Source organism: Rhizobium sp. CB2179, from assembly GCF_057653455.1.
Genome location: NZ_CM172781.1, coordinates 19,952 through 38,092, shown reverse-complemented (window position 1 = coordinate 38,092; position 18,141 = coordinate 19,952). Strand labels below are relative to the sequence as shown.

The 18,141-nt window shown below is 59.5% G+C and carries 20 protein-coding genes; 15 read left to right on the top strand and 5 right to left on the bottom strand.

The window, feature by feature from the left end; genetic code table 11:
- Positions 1-22: 22 nt before the first annotated feature.
- Positions 23-1,021, bottom strand: a complete 999-nt coding sequence (locus AC244Q_RS00210; protein ID WP_128407937.1) for an NAD-dependent epimerase/dehydratase family protein — start codon at positions 1,019-1,021, stop codon at positions 23-25.
- Positions 1,022-1,129: 108 nt separating this feature from the next.
- Between AC244Q_RS00210 and AC244Q_RS00205 the strand changes: the two genes are divergently transcribed.
- On the top strand, positions 1,130-1,723 hold the full coding sequence (locus AC244Q_RS00205; RefSeq protein ID WP_245460682.1) for a TetR/AcrR family transcriptional regulator: 594 nt from the start codon (positions 1,130-1,132) through the stop codon (positions 1,721-1,723).
- A gap of 82 nt (positions 1,724-1,805) precedes the next feature.
- On the opposite strand, the gene AC244Q_RS00200 is transcribed toward AC244Q_RS00205, so the two are convergent.
- The gene (locus tag AC244Q_RS00200) at positions 1,806-2,234 is read right to left on the bottom strand and encodes a YcbK family protein (protein WP_113548405.1); all 429 of its coding nucleotides are present in this window, start codon (positions 2,232-2,234) and stop codon (positions 1,806-1,808) included.
- Positions 2,235-2,421: 187 nt separating this feature from the next.
- On the opposite strand from AC244Q_RS00200, the gene AC244Q_RS00195 reads away from it, so the two are divergent.
- The 12 genes from AC244Q_RS00195 (at position 2,422) to AC244Q_RS00140 (ending at position 12,461) form a co-directional block, all read left to right on the top strand.
- Entirely contained in the window at positions 2,422-2,820 is a 399-nt protein-coding gene (locus tag AC244Q_RS00195; protein ID WP_113548406.1) for a VOC family protein, read from the top strand.
- A 130-nt stretch (positions 2,821-2,950) separates the two neighbouring features.
- Positions 2,951-4,015: a tryptophan--tRNA ligase gene (gene trpS / locus AC244Q_RS00190; RefSeq protein ID WP_113548407.1), complete on the top strand. Its 1,065-nt coding sequence runs from the start codon at positions 2,951-2,953 to the stop codon at positions 4,013-4,015.
- A 129-nt stretch (positions 4,016-4,144) separates the two neighbouring features.
- Positions 4,145-4,636, top strand: coding sequence for a universal stress protein (locus AC244Q_RS00185; RefSeq protein ID WP_003544884.1), 492 nt, complete (start codon positions 4,145-4,147; stop codon positions 4,634-4,636).
- 219 nt (positions 4,637-4,855) lie between these two features.
- Positions 4,856-5,422, top strand: coding sequence for a NifU family protein (locus tag AC244Q_RS00180; RefSeq protein ID WP_012755783.1), 567 nt, complete (start codon positions 4,856-4,858; stop codon positions 5,420-5,422).
- An 88-nt stretch (positions 5,423-5,510) separates the two neighbouring features.
- Complete coding sequence (gene tsaB / locus AC244Q_RS00175; RefSeq protein ID WP_113548408.1) at positions 5,511-6,173, top strand: tRNA (adenosine(37)-N6)-threonylcarbamoyltransferase complex dimerization subunit type 1 TsaB; 663 nt, start codon at positions 5,511-5,513, stop codon at positions 6,171-6,173.
- Positions 6,170-6,670 carry a GNAT family N-acetyltransferase gene (locus tag AC244Q_RS00170; protein ID WP_017995865.1) on the top strand — a complete coding sequence of 167 codons (501 nt, stop codon included), beginning with the start codon at positions 6,170-6,172 and terminating at the stop codon, positions 6,668-6,670. The genes tsaB and AC244Q_RS00170 overlap by 4 nt, the downstream gene beginning before the upstream one ends.
- Positions 6,671-6,752: 82 nt before the next feature.
- Complete coding sequence (locus AC244Q_RS00165; protein ID WP_003544875.1) at positions 6,753-7,181, top strand: Fur family transcriptional regulator; 429 nt, start codon at positions 6,753-6,755, stop codon at positions 7,179-7,181.
- 27 nt (positions 7,182-7,208) lie between these two features.
- Positions 7,209-8,006, top strand: a complete 798-nt coding sequence (gene olsA / locus AC244Q_RS00160) for a lyso-ornithine lipid O-acyltransferase (protein WP_017995863.1) — start codon at positions 7,209-7,211, stop codon at positions 8,004-8,006.
- A 320-nt stretch (positions 8,007-8,326) separates the two neighbouring features.
- Entirely contained in the window at positions 8,327-9,748 is a 1,422-nt protein-coding gene (gene miaB, locus AC244Q_RS00155; RefSeq protein WP_012755779.1) for a tRNA (N6-isopentenyl adenosine(37)-C2)-methylthiotransferase MiaB, read from the top strand.
- A gap of 18 nt (positions 9,749-9,766) precedes the next feature.
- Entirely contained in the window at positions 9,767-10,816 is a 1,050-nt protein-coding gene (locus AC244Q_RS00150) for a PhoH family protein (RefSeq protein WP_003556049.1), read from the top strand.
- Complete coding sequence (gene ybeY / locus AC244Q_RS00145) at positions 10,816-11,331, top strand: rRNA maturation RNase YbeY (RefSeq protein WP_012755778.1); 516 nt, start codon at positions 10,816-10,818, stop codon at positions 11,329-11,331. Before AC244Q_RS00150 ends, ybeY begins: the two co-directional genes overlap by 1 nt.
- A complete protein-coding gene (locus AC244Q_RS00140; protein WP_012755777.1) occupies positions 11,328-12,461 on the top strand; it encodes a hemolysin family protein in 1,134 nt (377 codons plus the stop codon). Before ybeY ends, AC244Q_RS00140 begins: the two co-directional genes overlap by 4 nt.
- A gap of 339 nt (positions 12,462-12,800) precedes the next feature.
- Here the strand turns inward: AC244Q_RS00140 and AC244Q_RS00135 are convergent, their stop codons facing one another.
- From AC244Q_RS00135 to pdxR, 3 genes are all read right to left on the bottom strand, one after another.
- On the bottom strand, positions 12,801-13,091 hold the full coding sequence (locus tag AC244Q_RS00135) for a chorismate mutase (RefSeq protein ID WP_012755776.1): 291 nt from the start codon (positions 13,089-13,091) through the stop codon (positions 12,801-12,803).
- A gap of 116 nt (positions 13,092-13,207) precedes the next feature.
- On the bottom strand, positions 13,208-13,657 hold the full coding sequence (locus AC244Q_RS00130) for a carboxymuconolactone decarboxylase family protein (protein WP_026157551.1): 450 nt from the start codon (positions 13,655-13,657) through the stop codon (positions 13,208-13,210).
- A gap of 209 nt (positions 13,658-13,866) precedes the next feature.
- The gene (gene pdxR, locus AC244Q_RS00125; protein ID WP_012755774.1) at positions 13,867-15,288 is read right to left on the bottom strand and encodes a MocR-like pyridoxine biosynthesis transcription factor PdxR; all 1,422 of its coding nucleotides are present in this window, start codon (positions 15,286-15,288) and stop codon (positions 13,867-13,869) included.
- A 226-nt stretch (positions 15,289-15,514) separates the two neighbouring features.
- On the opposite strand from pdxR, the gene AC244Q_RS00120 reads away from it, so the two are divergent.
- Positions 15,515-16,150, top strand: coding sequence for an FMN-dependent NADH-azoreductase (locus AC244Q_RS00120; protein ID WP_113546657.1), 636 nt, complete (start codon positions 15,515-15,517; stop codon positions 16,148-16,150).
- 609 nt (positions 16,151-16,759) lie between these two features.
- Positions 16,760-18,139, top strand: a complete 1,380-nt coding sequence (locus tag AC244Q_RS00115) for an acetamidase/formamidase family protein (protein ID WP_113546656.1) — start codon at positions 16,760-16,762, stop codon at positions 18,137-18,139.
- Positions 18,140-18,141: the final 2 nt, after the last annotated feature.

The following is an 18,141-nucleotide window of genomic DNA, read 5'->3' as shown; positions in this document are numbered from 1 at the left end:
CTATTTGAATCTACGCATCGTGCTAGGCCGGCACCAATCCCAAGTCGATGAGGCTTTGGGCGCTGGCGCGGATGCATTGCTCTTCTGGACGTGAGCGCCACCCGAGGACGCGGTGGGCTTTTGCCGCACTGACACTGAGGTCGCGATTGAGCTCATGAACAATGGTTCGTGCATCGGGGTCGGATTGCGCCATGACCCTGACGATCTCGTCAGAGACTTCGCCGGACGGCAGGCGGGAGGCATGGTCGGGAAAGGAATGGGCAAGAATGGCCACAAGGTCCTTGAGCCAGAAAAACCGTCCACCGATGATGAACCGTTGGCCGCCGGCAGCAGGATCGGTCATCGCTCGAATGTGGGCATCGGCGGTATCACGCACATCCACGACGGAGAAGCCAAAGCGCGGGATACCGTTGAATCGTCCCGTCATCAAATGGTGGATCAATCCAACAGACGTCCCGAAATTCGGCCCGAGCAACGGCCCGAGGATGACGCTTGGATTGATCACGGCCAGATCGAGCGTCTTAGATTTGTAATAGGGCGTCGCCCGCGGGCTTTCCGGGTCGGTCCAATTCTCTTCGGTAAAGGGCGCCCGCCCGTCGCCATGGTTGGTGGCAGCTATGGAGGATGTCAGAACAACACGTTTGACCCGTGCCCGATGCGCCTCGCGAAGCACGCGCAACGCACCATCGCGGGCTGTCTGGATCAATGCATTCTCATTTTCGGAATATCCCGGCGGGAAAGGTGATGCGGTGTGAATGACATAGTCGCATCCTTCGACGGCCGCAGCCCAACCGCCATCGCTGTCAAGATCGGCCTGCACCAAACTGAGGTTTTCCAGTTGCCCGTCGGTGTGCGCTCCAAGACGACCGACTATCGCAGCGCTTGTACCGATGCTGCATAGGCTTCCTCTGACCCGATACCCCTGCTTGAGCAACTGCAGGGCAATGTGGCCTGCGAGAAATCCGCCAATGCCGGTCACCAGTACGGTGGCATCATTAGAATTATCTGACGTGATACTCACGGGTATCTCCTGACTGCGCACCGATGCGCCTTCATCGACTTAGACAGATATACATTATTTGTCTACTCGTCGTTTGACAGAATGGTCACAAAATGTCAGTCTGTCCAAATGATGCAGAATGATCGGAAAATCGCCCAAATTCTGGATGCTGCCCTGCCGGTGTTCGTGCGTTTCGGCTTTCGAAAGACTTCGATGGCCGACATTGCGCGCGCCGCAGGAATTTCGCGAGCATCGCTCTATCTGAGCTTCAACAGTAAGGAAGAGCTTTTCCGAGCCGGTTCCAGGCGAGCGCATACTCGCGCACTGGATGAGGTGGGAGCGGCTCTGGCAGGACAGGGAAACGCGTTTGACCGAATGGAAATGGCCATAGCAGTGTTTCAGCGAGAGTTAATCGCCCCTTTTGGCGGCAGCCCCGATGCAGAAGAGCTGTTTGCCGCCAATATGGCCTTGGCTGCGGATATCACGCTCGACGCGCGGACACGGCTATCGACTATGCTGACACAGACGCTGAATGCAGCTGCGGAAACCAAGGAAATCGATCTCGGACCACTGCAGGCCTCGCCTCTTCAACTGGCCAATATCATGATGGCTGCAATGGATGGGATCAAACACGCGCAATGGAATGGTTCCAGCCTCGATGACGATACAAAACTATTCATGCGCCTCTTGCGGGTGGCGGTGACGCCGCGGAGCGGCCAATAGAGGCGGTCGCGGCACGTCCTTTCGCCGCCACTGAATCGGCAATCCTTAAACCAGAATGGGAAAAGGTGGAGCGCATGATTCCTCAGCAATCCACCCATCGTCGCTGCGGTCCGACGTCGACATGAATGATGCCGTTGCAATAGCTGCCGATGCCGCCGATGCCCGGCGCGCTTCTTGCAGCAGCAATGATCGTGCGCTCCGACAGGCCGGGCATCCTGAAATCGGCCGCCAGACATTTTCCGTGCAGGGAGCCATGGCGGCGGGGATGCGGCCTGTGGCCCGAGGTTATCACCGGGCGTCGGCCGGTCTTTGCAGCAATATGCGACAGGACCGCTCGCAGGCGCCCTGGAAAGCAGCCGGCACGAACGCTGACGGTCTGGACCGTGTAGGCGAGACGCGCCTGATGTTTTGCAAGATGAACGGCATGCCTTTTCATGTCTTGACCAACGGCACCCGTTGCTGATTGAAAGGCGAAAAGGCCTGCCATGGCGAGCAAAATTGCGTTCTGCATGGTCGCTCCGATCGGCTATCCAGCGACCCCAACGGCGCCGGCACCAGGCGCAGGATTTTCGGTTCAAAAAAAGCTTTTTTGTGAAATTTTATACTCAATTATGAGTAAGACGGTTGATCAATTCGGCTTAAAAACTGGGATATCGCCGCTCAAAACTGGAATAAACATCTCAAACGCGAGGCAGCACATGGCGATCCAGTCTCTTTTTCTCGTCACCCTCGTGGTCGACGACTACGACCGCGCCAAGGCTTTTTATTGCGATGGTCTCGGTTTCGATTGCCTTCAGGACGAGTTGCAGCCGGAGGGCAAGCGCTGGGTGGTGGTGAAGCCGAGGGGTGGGGATGGAGCCGCCTTTCTGCTGGCGCAGGCGGCAGACGAGACGCAGCGCGCGGCCATCGGCAATCAGACCGGCGGGCGTGTCGGCTTCTTTCTGAAGACCGACGATTTCGCCCGCGACCATGCCGCGATGCTGGCAGTCGGCGTGCGCTTTCTGGAAGAGCCGCGTCACGAGGTTTACGGCACGGTGGCGGTCTTTGCGGATCCCTACGGCAACACTTTCGATCTGATCCAACACACTGCCGCCTAAACCCCTTGATTGCGACCGGTTGCCCGTGCATAAGCCGCGGCGTTAACAACATGGGCGAAAAGCCCTGCTGCATTCTGCGGCAATTTAAACTGTGACAGCGTGGGCCCTCCACCAGCCTATTGAGGACGACATGAACGAATTCAAGAAACTCGTATTCTCCGGCGTGCAGCCGACCGGCAATCTGCATCTCGGCAACTATCTCGGCGCGATCCGCCGGTTCGTGGCGCTGCAGGAAGGCAATGACTGCATCTACTGCGTCGTCGACATGCATGCGCTCACCGCCCAGCTCGTGCATGAGGACATGCCGAGCCAGACGCGCTCGATCGCCGCCGCCTTCATCGCCGCCGGCATCGATCCGGAAAAGCATATCGTCTTCAATCAGTCGGCCGTGCCGCAGCATGCCGAACTCGCCTGGATCTTCAACTGCGTCGCCCGCATCGGCTGGATGAACCGGATGACGCAGTTCAAGGACAAGGCCGGCAAGGACCGCGAGCAGGCCTCGCTCGGGCTCTACGCCTATCCGAGCCTGATGGCCGCCGACATTCTCGTCTATCGCGCCACCCATGTGCCTGTTGGTGAGGACCAGAAGCAGCATCTGGAGCTTGCCCGCGACATCGCGATGAAGTTCAACCTCGACTATGCCGAGCATATCAGCAGGACCGGTTACGGCGTCGACATCACCGTCGGCAACGAGCCGGTGCATGCCTATTTCCCGATGGTCGAGCCGTTGATCGGCGGGCCGGCGCCGCGCGTCATGTCGCTGCGCGACGGCACCAAGAAAATGTCGAAGTCGGACCCTTCCGATCTCTCGCGCATCAACCTGATGGACGACGAGGACGCGATCTCGAAGAAGATCCGCAAGGCCAAGACCGATCCTGACGGCTTGCCGAGCGAGATCGACGGGCTGCAGGGCCGTCCGGAAGCCGACAATCTGGTGGCGATCTATGCCGCACTCGCCGACAAGTCGAAGGCGGACGTGCTTGCCGAATTCGGCGGCCAGCAATTCTCCGTCTTCAAGCCGGCGCTGGTCGACCTGGCGATCAACGTGCTCGCACCGATCACCGGCGAAATGCGCCGGCTGATGGATGATACCAGCCATATCGACGCGATCCTGCGCAAGGGCGGCGAACGCGCAAGGGCCCGCGCCGAGGTGACGATGCAACAGGTGCGCGACGTCATCGGCTTCCTCTATTGAGATAGATCTCCCCTTTTCCCCGCTGCGGGAGAAGGGGACCTTCCCCTGGGGAGAAGAGGATTTCTTCTGGGGCATCATGGCAAAAACTGGACTTGCAAATTTTCCGCTTCGGGTGTCAGAGTCCGCGCCATGGTATCGAAGCGACTCTCACGGCTCGAAGGTCACCGCCGCAAATTCATGGCGGTAATCGACGGTACACCCGAATGCCAACGCGCCGTTCATTATGCCGGCCGGCGCGCGAAGAATTCCAATGGCGGGCTGGTGCTGCTCTATGTGATCCCCGACGGGGATTTCCAGCAATGGCTCGGCGTCGAGGAGATCATGCGGGCCGAAGCGCGCGAGGAAGCCGAGGCGGTGGTTGCCAAGATCGCCCAGATCGTGCGCGAGACCATCGGCATCGAGCCTGAGGTCGTCATCCGCGAGGGCGGTGCTGCCGAACAGATCAACGCCGTGATCGAGGAAGACCGCGATGTGGCGATCCTGGTTCTCGCCGCCGGTTCTGCGAAGGAAGGTCCAGGGCCGCTGGTCTCCTCGGTCGCCGGTCGCGCGGCAGCGTTTCCGATCCCGGTCACCGTGCTGCCGGATACGTTGACCAACGAGGAAATCGACGCTCTCTGCTAGAGCATGATGCCGAAAACTGTGAGCGGTTTTCGGACGACATCATGCTCTAACTATCTAATTTAGAACAGGATTCAGATCTTAGGCCGAACGGGCCTGAAATCATCCTGTTCTAGCATTTCTTGAGTACAAGTCTCTTGATTAGAGCCGTCAATCGGCTTATCTTCTTTTGAAGCGTTCTAAAGACGGCCGAGACCATGGGCCGGCCGCATGGAGAATCAGATGTTCATTCAGACCGAAGCCACGCCGAACCCCGCTACGCAGAAGTTCCTGCCGGGCAAGGTGGTGATGGAAAACGGCACGGCCGAGTTCCGCAGCACTGAGGAGGCTCAAGCCTCGCCGCTCGCTGCCCGCCTGTTCGAAATATCGGGCGTTACCGGCGTCTATTTCGGCTATGATTTCATTTCCGTCTCCAAGGACAATGCCGACTGGCAGCATCTTAAGCCGGCTATATTAGGCTCGATCATGGAGCATTTCATGTCCGGCAAGCCGGTCATGGGCGATGCCTCCATCCTTTCCGAAGACGCCGATGCCGGCGACGAATTCTTCGACGAAGGCGATGAATCGATCGTGCTGACCATCAAGGAGCTTCTGGAGACCCGCGTGCGCCCGGCCGTTGCCCAGGACGGTGGCGACATCACCTTCCGCGGCTTCAAGGATGGCAAGGTCTATCTGAACATGAAGGGTTCCTGCGCCGGCTGCCCGTCTTCGACGGCAACGCTGAAGCACGGCGTCCAGAACCTGCTGCGCCATTTCGTTCCGGAAGTGCAGGAAGTGATTGCCGCTTAAAAATCCTGAATTCGTCCAGCCGTTCATCTCAGGTTCGGCCGAACGGATTTATCGATAGGCGACACTGGTTTATTCGGAAATTGATGGCATGATCATTCTGGCGCTCGACACGGCAGGTGTGGACTGCGCTGCCGCCGTCTATGACAGCGGCAGGGATACGGTGCTGGGGGAGGCATCGGACATGATCGGCAAGGGGCATGCTGAACATCTGATTGGTATCGTCGATCGCGCACTCGATCAGGCGGGACTGGCCCTTTCGGATGTCGACCGCCTTGCCGTCACCATCGGTCCCGGCTCCTTTACCGGGATCCGTGTCGGCGTTGCCGCAGCCCGCGGTTTTGCGCTTTCCCTCAATGTGCCGGCCGTCGGCGTCACCACGCTCGAAGTCATGGCATCAGCCCAGCGCGACAAGACGCCTCATCGCGCCGTGCTGGCGGCGATGGATGCCAAGCGGGACGAAATCTACCTCCAGTCCTTCGCAGCCGACGGTTCGCCCCTCGACGCGCCACGGGCAGTCAGCGTTGCGCAAGCGCAGGCTTTTGCCGCCGGCTTCGACGGCGAGATTACCGGTTCGGCGACGCCCCTCCTCAAGGCCGACGCCGGCGGCGATCATACCAACAGATTCCCGATCTCCATCGTGGCGCGCCTGGGCGCTGCCGCCTCCCCCGATTCCGGAAAGCCGAAGCCCCTTTATCTGCGCGGACCCGATGCCAAGCCGCAGGCCGGGTACGCAATTGCGCGACGAGTATGACGATGCTGGAAGCCTATCTGACGCTGAAACCGGAATTCGAGATCATCGCCATGGAGCGCGAGGATTGCCGCGATGTTGCCATCCTGCACGGCGAGCGCTTCGCCCGCCCCTGGGGCGACGGTGAATTTCACGGCCTGCTGATGCAGGATACCGTCTTCGGCTTCGTCGCGCGCCAGACCAATGCCATCCTGAAAAAGCCGCTTCCGGGGTTCATCCTTGCCCGCCATGTCGCCGGCGAAGCGGAGATCCTGACGATTGCCGTGCAGGCGAAGGTCGCCCGTGCCGGGCTTGGCTGGCGGCTGATGCAGGCGGCGATGCGGGAAGCGCGGTCGCGCGGCGGCGAGAGCATGTTTCTCGAGGTCGATAACGGCAATACGGCAGCGCTTGGCCTCTACCGCAAGCTCGGCTTCGAAAAGGTCGGCGAACGTCAGGGTTATTACAAACAAGAAAACGGCGCCCTCTCCACGGCGCTTGTCATGAAGCGCGTTCTTCGGTAGTTCCCTGGCAGCGAGATAACATGCAGGCTGGCGCAAATGCCGTGCGGCGTTGTCGAAACACGAATATCTCTATAGGCCGGCGATGACTGATGTAGCCAAGACCCTTGAGGAGCTTTGCACCGAACGCGGCATGCGCATGACCGAGCAGCGCCGCGTGATCGCGCGCATCCTGGAAGACTCGGAAGACCATCCCGACGTCGAAGAACTCTACCGCCGCTCGGTGAAGGTCGATGCGAAGATCTCGATCTCGACCGTCTATCGCACCGTGAAACTGTTCGAGGATGCCGGCATCATCGCCCGCCACGACTTCCGCGACGGACGCTCGCGCTACGAAACGGTGCCGGAAGAACATCACGACCATCTTATCGACCTGAAGACCGGCACGGTCATCGAATTCCGCTCGCCGGAGATCGAAGCGCTGCAGGAGCGCATCGCCCGCGAGCACGGCTTCCGGCTGGTCGACCACCGCCTCGAGCTCTACGGCGTTCCGCTGAAGAAAGAAGATCTCTGAAGCAATGGCAGCCCGGGAGACCAGCATTTGATCGCCTGGCTGCGAATCGCCTTCGCCGCGGTCGTCATCCTTGCCGTCAGCATCGTGCTCATGCCGCTGCAGGTACTGGCGCTGCGGTTCGACTGGCGGCTGCGGCGCAGGCTTCCCGGCACCTGGCACCGGATCGTCTGCTATTGCCTCGGCATCCGCGTCCGCGTCACGGGCAAGCTGGAAGATCGCCGGCCGCTGATGCTCTGTTCCAACCATTCCTCCTGGCTGGATATCATGGTGATGTCGGCCGTTGCCGACGTCGTCTTCATCGCCAAGATCGAGGTGCGTGACTGGCCGATCTTCGGCACGCTCGCCAAGCTGCAAAAGAGCGTCTTTGTCGTGCGCGAGGAGCGGCGCAAGACTGGTCATCAGGCAAACGAGATCGCCGGGCGCATGGCCGACGGTGAGATCGTCGTGCTCTTCCCCGAGGGCACAACCTCGGATGGCAACCGGCTGCTGGAGGTCAAGTCCTCGCTGTTCGGCGCCGCCGCGATGGCGGTGCCCACGTCACCGACGGGAACGGTCGTGGTGCAGCCGGTGGCGGTTGCCTATACCAGGGTGCACGGCATCGCCATGGGGCGTTATCACCGGCGGCTCGCCGCCTGGCCGGGGGATCTCGACCTCTTGCCGCATCTCATCGACATCGTACGCTGCGGCGCCATCGACGCCGAAGTTTCCTTCGGCGAGGCGGTGGACTACCGCGCCGAGACCAGCCGCAAGGAGGTGAGCGCGACGATCGCCTTGCGCATCCGCAACCTCCTGAACAGCCGCCTGCGCGGGCGGGAAATCTCTTAGAGCCTTTCCTGGTCAGATTGCAGCATTCTGCCGGAGCAGGTTTTCGTCAGGGCAGAGGCGATTGGCGAAGGGCATACCTGTTGGTACGTCCGAGCCGATCGCCTCTGATCCTGGCGGAAAGATGCCCGGCCCTTCGGGTTGGCTGAAACGGGCCGCCTGCTCGATCGGCCGGCTTGGCCGTAGAGCTTGGCTACGACGCGCGCCGGCCGGTCGAGCATTCGACTCCGTTTGAGCCAACAGAATGCTGCAATCTGACCAGGAAAGGCTCTAGAAGAAGATTTCGATTTTCTCTGGCGGCAAAAACCACTAAATAGCGCGCCATGACACAGGATAGCGCCCTTCTCCAGGCCCCCGAGGCAATTCCCAGCGACAGCCTCCACGACGGCAGCAACAGCCGCAAGGTCTTCATCAAGACCTATGGCTGTCAGATGAACGTCTACGATTCCATGCGCATGAGCGATGCGCTCGCCCGCGACGGCTACGAGCCGACGGACGATATGGAAGAGGCGGACCTCGTTCTGCTCAACACCTGCCATATCCGCGAGAAGGCGGCCGAGAAGGTCTATTCGGCGCTCGGACGGCTGCGCGATATGAAAAAGAAGAAGGCGGCGGACGGACGGGAGATGATGATCGGCGTTGCCGGCTGCGTCGCCCAGGCCGAAGGCGAGGAGATCCTGCGCCGCGCACCCGCCGTCGACGTCGTCATCGGCCCGCAGACCTACCACCGCCTGCCGGAAGCGCTACGCCTGGCCAAACAAGGCCAGCGCGTCGTCGATACCGAATATGCGATCGAGGACAAGTTCGAGCATCTGCCGATCGCCGAGAGCCGAAGGATCCGCGCCCGCGGCGTCACCGCCTTCCTGACGGTGCAGGAGGGCTGCGACAAATTCTGCACCTTCTGTGTCGTGCCCTATACACGCGGCTCGGAAGTGTCGCGGCCGGTTTCGCAGATCGTCGAGGAGGCCGAAAAGCTCGCCGACAGCGGGGTGCGCGAGATCACCCTGCTCGGGCAGAACGTCAACGCCTGGCACGGCGCCGGGCCGCAAGGTGAGGCATGGAGCCTCGGCGACCTGCTCTACCGGCTGGCCGAGATCCCCGGCCTTGCGCGGCTGCGTTATACCACAAGCCATCCGCGCGACATGGACGACCGGCTGATCAATGCCCATCGCGACCTGAGCGCACTGATGCCCTATCTGCACCTGCCGGTGCAATCGGGCTCGGACCGCATCCTGAAAGCGATGAACCGGCGCCATACGGCCGCCGAATATCTCACGCTGATCGAGCGCATCCGCACGGTGCGGCCCGACATCGCGCTGTCGGGCGATTTCATCACCGGCTTTCCGGGGGAGACAGATGAGGATTTTAAGGATACATTGAGACTTGTGGAGGAGGTCCGTTATGCACAGGCCTTCTCGTTCAAATACTCGACGCGGCCGGGCACGCCCGGCGCGGAGCTGAAGGACCAGGTGCCGGAAGAGATCAAGGCAGAACGGCTGGAACGCCTGCAAATGCTTCTCCTGAAGCAGCAGCAGGAATTTGCCGAATCCTGCATCGGCAAAGAGATCGACCTGTTGCTCGAAAAGCCCGGTCGCATGCCGGAACAACTAATCGGACGTTCTCCCTGGCTTCAATCCGTGAATGTTGATGCAAAAGCATCGCAAATCGGTGACATTATCAAAGTGCGAATCACAGGAACCGGAACAAACAGCCTGTTTGCGGAACGCGCAGAGGCTGCGGTTTAACCCAAGGAGCCCGACCGCTTGAACGGACAAGAATTGGTTTCTTCTTCACCGCGCCACCCCCGCACGCCGAGCGATACCAATCACTTCGTCCTGACGTTCGAGAACAACCGCTTCGCCAGCGAGCTCTTCGGTCAATTCGACCAGAACCTCAAGCTGCTCGAACAACGGCTGAACATCGATGCGCGGGCACGCGGCAATTCGGTCGTCATCACAGGCGATGTTGTGACCACCAACCAGGCGCGGCGCACGCTCGACTATCTCTATGAAAAACTTCAGAAAGGCGGCAGCGTGGAACAATCCGACGTCGAGGGCGCAATCCGCATGGCGGTCGCCGCCGACGATCAGCTCAGCCTGCCGACCATGGAGCGCAAAGCCAAGTTGACGATGGCGCAGGTTTCCACGCGCAAGAAGACGATCATCGCCCGCACGCCGACGCAGGACGCCTATATCAGGGCGCTGGAACGCGCCGAGCTCGTTTTCGGCGTCGGCCCGGCCGGCACCGGCAAGACCTATCTCGCCGTCGCCCATGCCGCTCAGCTCCTGGAGCGCGGCGCGGTCGAAAAGATCATCCTGTCGCGCCCGGCTGTCGAGGCCGGCGAGCGCCTCGGCTTCCTGCCCGGGGACATGAAGGAAAAGGTCGATCCCTATCTTCGCCCGCTCTATGACGCACTCTACGATATGATCCCGGCCGACAAGGTCGATCGGGCGATCACTGCCGGCGTCATCGAAATCGCGCCGCTGGCCTTCATGCGCGGCCGCACGCTCGCCAACGCCGCCATCATCCTCGACGAAGCGCAGAACACGACGTCGATGCAGATGAAGATGTTCCTGACGCGTCTCGGCGAGAATGCGCGCATGATCGTCACCGGCGACCCGAGCCAGATCGACCTGCCGCGCGGCGTCAAATCCGGCCTCGTCGAGGCCTTGCAGCTTCTGAACGGCGTCGAGGGCATCTCGATCGTGCGCTTCACGGATACCGACGTCGTCCGCCACCCGCTGGTCGGGCGCATCGTCAGGGCCTATGATTCCACGTATGCCGTCGCCGAAGACGTCAGCCGGCAGGGCTAATGGCCGAACTCGACATCCAGATCAGCGTCGAGGACATCGGCTGGCCCGGCGAGGAGACGCTGCTGTCGTTTTGCGAACGCGTGCTCGGCGCAGCAGTGGTCTATCTCAGCGACAGCGAGAAGCAGCCCTTCCCGACGTTGCCGCCCGAGGTTTCGCTTGTTTTCACCGACGATGCCTCGATCCAGGACATCAATGCGGAATGGCGCGGCAAGGACAAGGCGACCAACGTGCTCTCCTTTCCGGCCTTTCCGGTTCAGCCCGGCAAGATGCCCGGCCCGATGCTCGGCGACATCATCATCGCCCGGGAGACGCTGGAGCGGGAAGCGGCCGAGCTCGAAAAGAGTTTCGACGACCACCTGACCCATCTTCTGGTGCACGGTTTCTTGCATCTTCTCGGCTACGACCATATGAATAGTGCCGAAGCCGAAATTATGGAGGGGCTGGAGACTCGCATTTTGGCCCAGCTCGGCCTATCTGATCCCTACGAGGGTCAAGACCTTAAAATGGAACCATGAGCGACTTTACGACGAAGCCGGCGGCAGACGCCAAGGACTCCGAGCCATCCTCCTCTTCCGACGAGGCGGGCAGTAGTAGTCGGCCATCCGGCCGATCGCAATCCTTCTGGTCGCGCGCCGCGCGTATCCTTCGCCCGCAGCAGGGCTCGCGACTGCGTGAGGATCTCGCCGACGCGCTGATGACCGATGCGGCCGGCGACGACGCCTTTTCGCCCGACGAACGGGCGATGCTCAACAACATCCTGCGTTTTCGCGAGGTCCGCGTCGCCGACGTGATGGTGCCGCGCGCCGATATCGAGGCGGTCGACCAGAACATCACCATCGGCGAGCTGATGATCCTCTTCGAGGAATCCGGCCGCTCGCGCATGCCTGTCTATGCCGATACGCTCGACGATCCGCGCGGCATGGTGCACATTCGCGACCTGCTCTCCTATGTCGCCAAGCAGGCGCGCAACAAGCGCCGCGGCCCGGCGAAGCCGGCCGCTGCCGTGCCGGCGATCGAGGTCGCGCCCGAAAACATCCACAAGGCCACGCGTTCGGCCAAGCCGAATTTCGATCTCGCCCGTGTCGACCTGCAAAAGACGCTGGCCGAGGCCGGCATCGTCCGCAAGATCCTGTTCGTGCCGCCGTCGATGCTGGCGTCCGACCTGTTGCGCCGCATGCAGGTGAACCGCACGCAGATGGCGCTCGTCATCGACGAATATGGCGGCACCGACGGGCTGGCCTCACATGAAGATATCGTCGAAATGGTGGTCGGCGACATCGATGACGAACATGACGACGAAGAGGTGATGTTCAAGCGCGTCGCCGAGGACATGTTCATCGCCGACGCCCGCGTCGAGCTCGAAGAGATCGCCCAAGCGATCGGGCCGGATTTCGACATCAGCGAGCAGGTCGACGAGGTCGATACGCTGGGCGGCCTGATCTTCTCAGCACTTGGCCGCATCCCGGTGCGCGGCGAGGTCGTCCAGGCGCTGCCGGGCTTCGAATTCCACATCCTCGACGCCGATCCCCGCCGCATCAAGCGGCTGCGCATCACCCGCAAGCGCCACGCGATCCGCCGTCGCGCCAAGGCGGATGGTGACGCAGCTCCCGGCGACGACCGGCCGGCGGAATCGACCGCCAACTGACAGAAGGGCGCGATCCCGGATATCGGAAAAGCGCTGGGCCTGCCCGAGGACCTGATCAAGGCTTGTCCTCTGGTCTCTGGGCGTGGTTAGAATCCGGCGGCGAGAAGCCGGTCGAGAAATTGCACGCGGCCGCTTCAGGTCTGGCTTACGGTGAGCCTCAAGCGAAAAGCCCGACTAATTATCGAATATCGAAACCCGTCGGCATCACCGAGATCATCTTGGGGGAGCATTAGGAACGGCCTTGCGATCAGTCACAGACAATGCCGTGGATTTCCCGATATTGTTCCAACTGTTCTTTCGGACCGCCGAACGAGACCTTCTAAGAGCGCTGCGTCGCGATCACCTTGCCGCGGCTGCCCGATGGTGTCGGATCACTTCGTCGATCGTGAAGGTCAGAAATTTCTCGGCAAAGTCAGGGTCTAAACCCGATGTCGACGCGAGTGAGCGCAGTCTTTGGATCTGTGATTGTTCGCGCTCGGGATCAGAGGCGGGGAGTCCTTGCCTAGCCTTGAGCGCCCCAATCGCCTTTGTGCAACGGAAACGTTCTGCCAGCATATGCATCAACGCGGCGTCAATGTTGTCTATCGAGGCACGCAAGGCGAGGAGCTCGTGCGGAAAAGTCGATGTCATCGTGGGTACCCTTTAGTTGTGGTCACGTCTGTTTGTCGCGACACTGTCGCGCAAAATCCAAGACACATTTGGCCAATGGATGCGTTGGCAAAATCTGAACAACCGGCGAGGCTGCTTCAAGCTTTTCCAGAGAGCGTTGAGCGGAACGCCATCCCGATTCGATTCAGAGCGTTCATCAGGGCAATCGCATATGTCAGGTCCGCTAGTTCCTTGTTGTTGAATTCGACAGCAGCAGCCTCATAATCGCTATCAGGAACGCCGGTTTCGGCGACACGTGTTACGGTTTCCGCCCACGCCAGCGCGCTTCGTTCGCGGGCGTTGAATAGGTGACCAGCGTTTCGCCATATGGGCACTTGCCCGAGCTTCTCAACGGTCAGCCCTAACTCCAGGAGACTGCGGGAATGTACGTCGACGTAAAGCGCACTGCGATTCATTTGCGAAACTCGTAGATAAACCAGATCGAACAGTTGCTTGGGAAGGTCGCTCTTCTCAACAGCGGCGCGAACGCCCGCGAAGGCGTTGAAACCGTCAGGGGAAGCACTGGCACAATCAATGCGATCCGCCATGAAGAAATCCATGTTGCGACTGTAGGACGGATCATGTCCAATCTCGCACCAGTCGAGAAGGGCCATGAAGCAACTTGCGCACTGGGCCATGCAATCCTTGATGGACACTACCGGCAAAAGGCGATCGTTTCTTTTTGAAGGAGCTGCCCTTGGAACTGCCGCTGACGGCAAGATCGCGCCCTGCCGCACAAGTTCTGAAAATTCACTATTCACATGAGTTGCAATATCCGCTTTGCGAGGTGCTCCGCCACGCTTTGGCTGCCAATGTTCGTGAAGTTGACGAGCAGGGCCGCCGGCGCTTCCGAAAGCATCGTCCAATCGGCCAAGGCCTCCGCGTAAAGTCCGCTTTCCCGCATACGCGCTGAAAGCAAGCGGTCTGAGTGCTGGTTTTTCAGCTGGAGAATCAAGTGCATCCCACCCGGTTGGGAGGCAATGCTCATGTGCTTTCCAAGGACCGTCTCGAGGCCTATCGCCGTTGCTTTCCTGCGCTGAGCATAAAGTTTTCGCATCCGTTGGATATGACGCGCGAAGTGCCCCTCTTTGATGAACGCGGTGACGATGGCTTGTGTAAGCTCAGGACTCCCTCCCGCTAAAGTTTGGCTGATATGCTCAAACCGCTCGACCAGGTCTTCCGGGACGACAAGATAAGCTAGTCGAAGACCCGGAAAGAGAACCTTGCTGAAGGTGCCGGAATAGAGGACACGCCCATTGCGATCCAAGCTCTTTAGCGCGGGCAGCGGACGACTAACGTAGCGGTACTCGCCGTCATAGTCGTCCTCGATAATCCAAGACTTACTTTTCGCGGCCCAGTCCAGGAGCGCCAATCGCCGCGGCAAAATCAAAGACATGCCCAGTGGACTTTGGTGTGCGGGCGTCACAACGGCTGCAACAGCGCCATGGGCCGCCTTCAAGCCATCGGATATCACCATCCCGTCTTGATCCACTCGCACTGGGACGGTCGTGATTTGCATGTGTCTGAATATCTCTCGCGTTGGCGGATACCCCGGATCCTCAAGCCAGACGTGGTCTCCTGCCTTCAACAAAGTGTCGGCGATCAGTTCTATGGTGTGGCGATAACCTGATGTTATGAATACCTGAGAAGGCGAGCAGCCAATTCCTCGCGAAACCTGCAGGTAAGTTGCGATCTCCGTTCGCAGTGCGGGTAGGCCGTATATTGGAGGATGGACCATATCAGACGGCTGCATAGCGCGGACGCATCCCGCGCCCAGCCGCGCCCAGATCTTCCGAGGAAATGCATCGAGGGCTGGCAAGCCCATCTGGAACGGCAAAATGGAATCCGGACGAAAGCTAACCTCCGCTGCATTGCTTATTTGCTGCAGGGCTGGGACAGGCACAGGCGTGAGCGTACTGAGGCCCGGTGTTACAACGGTACCTGCTTGACCGTGTGATTCGATGTATCCCTCGGCTGCGAGCAAAGAATATGCCGATTCGATCGTACCTCTTGCCAAACCGAGTTCTTTTGTCAGCGCCCGCGCCGAGGGTATCCGGTCCCCGGGCTTCAAAAGGCCCGAGGCAATGGCGGCGCGGAACCGATCGTAGATTTGCCGATAGAAAGGCACGCCTGCGTTCGGATCTAGTGGCGGGAAGTCGTTGCTCTTCGCGACGGTCATGGGCCAGTCGTCATTTCAGCTTCGCTGCAAAGATCTGTACCATATCGTCCAGTGAACCGACAGCACGAAGGTCACCGATCTTGTGACGTGAGTGTCGTAAGCGCCGGTACCTGCAATCGCATTGATGGTCCAGATTCGTTTACCGTTCTTGGACCTTGGGTCTGCTTTGACCGGCCTGTACGCTCATTAATGCGGCCGGTGCCGCGCAAGATCAGGAGTGGATCCAATGAGAGTGCTTCATGTCAGCTGCAGTCCTCGCGGGGAAGCATCCGAGAGCTATCGACTCTCGCAACAGATCATCAGCCAGTTGCGGCAGAGCGATCCCGACGCAACGGTAATCGACCGTGTGATTGGCCAAGGCGCCATCCCGCCGATCGACGAGGATTACGCGGTTTCCCAAGGCTCCTCCAAAGACGTGTCTCAACTCGGATCCATGGCCAAGTCTGAGGAGCTGATATTGGAGCTGGAAACTGCGGACGTCGTGGTCATTTCTACGCCAATGCATAATTTGACGCTCCCCGCGACCTTGAAGTTGTGGATCGATCATATCGTTCGAACGCGGAGGACCTTCAATATCAGCAAGTTTGGAAAGGTCGGGACACTACAGGATCGCCCCGTCTTCGTCGCCATCTCCTCGGGCGGTCGATTCTCCGGTGAGCACCCGCAACAACCCGACTTTCTCACGCCATACCTGACAGCAATCCTAGGCATGATCGGCCTACATAACGTAGCGATATTCTCGGTCCAAGGAACAGGCTCGCACGTCAATGAGCTTGCTTCGATAAGACGCAACACGGATCAATTGGTCCGTGAACACTTTGCCTCTTTCCATCCCGATCTGATCGCGGTGCCAACTTACTGATCGAGAATGGTGGGTGGGGTTAAAGTCGCAGGGTCAACTTTCAGTGCTGTTGACTTCGATCGCTATCGCGCCAGGCTTGCTAAACCTGACAACAACGCGTTCGTCAGCGACCTTCAGCAATCTACTTATCTTCGAGGTTGCGGCAGATTGCACTGCTCGGCAACCTGCGCAAAGTGCGAACGTCCGTTTGCATGATCCCGATAAGATGTTCTTTGCCGATCCGGCCGGAGGCCAACGCCCAACTTGAACCGCGGCGGTGGCGGCCCATGAGAGGCGATGTCTTCATTCAGAACGACTATCTGAGCCTTCCGCAGCCAGCAGGTGGGTTACGGGACATGCCCTAGCCTGCCGAGGCTGCGTGCGAAAGAGTGCGTGATGGCCCTAGTGTGACGCAACGCACTCATGGACTAATAATGAAGTCTAATCATGGTCCTTCTATCGACATCTCGATTTCAATAAAACAGAAGAAGATCGTCGCTGCATATGCGGCACGCTCTTTTCGCCAATATGTCAAAGCATCGACGAACCCATCGCGAAATAGACCTCGAATTCGCGGGGATATATTTTTGCGTGTTGTGTTCCTCGTCTCCAAAATGGAAGGAAATTGCCATGAACAGCCGTATCGACTATCGAAAGACTTCAGCTGCGGTTTCCAGAAATTTCAACGGGTTTCAGGAGCCCTTGCAAAAGATCAGCAAGTGGGCTGCGGTTCCTCGCATCCCAGCACACTGCGTAAGGTCAAAATTTGCATGTGCTGCACCTGCAGTTGCGATGTTCCTTGTTGGAAGCGGTGCCTTCGCCGATACCAGTGACGTCAAGGGGCCAAGGCCAGTGATCGTCGCGAAGTCGGGCGAACATTGCAAGGATGATCCAAACTGCTTTAACCGAATTCACTATGCGGTTAAGCCAGTTGCGCGTGTGAAGCCTGGCCAGAAATTCATTCTCGAGACCCGTGATGGGCTGGATTCCGACCTTGATTTTTCGTCGACCGCGGAGGACGTTGCGGCCGTCGACCTGAACCGCTGCCACCCCCTGACGGGCCCCGTCTATATTGAAGGGGCCAAGAAGGGCGATTCTATTGCCGTGACAGTGGTGGACATCGAGCCTGACGAATTCGGGACGACCACGGTCGTTCCGGGATTCGGTTTCCTGAGAGATCTGTTCACCGATCCATACATTGTTCACTGGGATCTGAACCGCCTGGAAGCACGCTCCAAAGACATGCCCGGCATCTCGGTGCCAAACAACTCCTTCATGGGTACCATTGGTGTGCTTCCAGACAAGGAAGAACTTCAAAAATGGCTTAAGCGCGAGCAGGAGCTTGCCGATGCAGGCGGTGCAGTGCTGACGCCGCAGCCAGTTGAAGCGCTACCAGCAGATCTCTGTGGCGTCGATGGCACAGCAAAGTCCGAATGCCTACGCACCGTTCCGCCGCGTGAGAACGGAGGGAACGTTGACGCCAGGGAAACAATTGTCGGTACGACGATATTGTTGCCATGCTTCATCGACGGTTGTGGTCTGTTTGCCGGTGACGTCCACTTTGCCATGGGCGGCGGCGAGGTGGCCGGAACCGCCATCGAGACGGGTGGTAGGGTGACACTCGAGGCCCAGGTCAGACCAGGTGGTGCCAAGCTTCAGACTACAATGCATTTCGAAGGCGGTTCACAGCTCAAGCAGCTTGCGCCATCGAGTTTCTACGCGATCTCAGGTCTCCCGGTTAAGAGTGAAGGCGAACTGCCTGTTTTTGAGACCTACCTTGGTGGTGAGAAGATTGCTCCGCTCGCAAACCTCTCGGAGGATCTCACGCTAGCAGCGCGAAACGCCACGCTCAACATGATCGATTTTCTGGTCAAGACCAAGGGACTCACCCGCGAGCAGGCTTACGTTCTGACCAGTGTCGCTGTCGACCTCAATATAGCGCAGGTCGTCGACTACCCCAATGTGGGGGTTACGGCGATCTTGAATCGCGACGTGTTCAAGGAGCAATGATC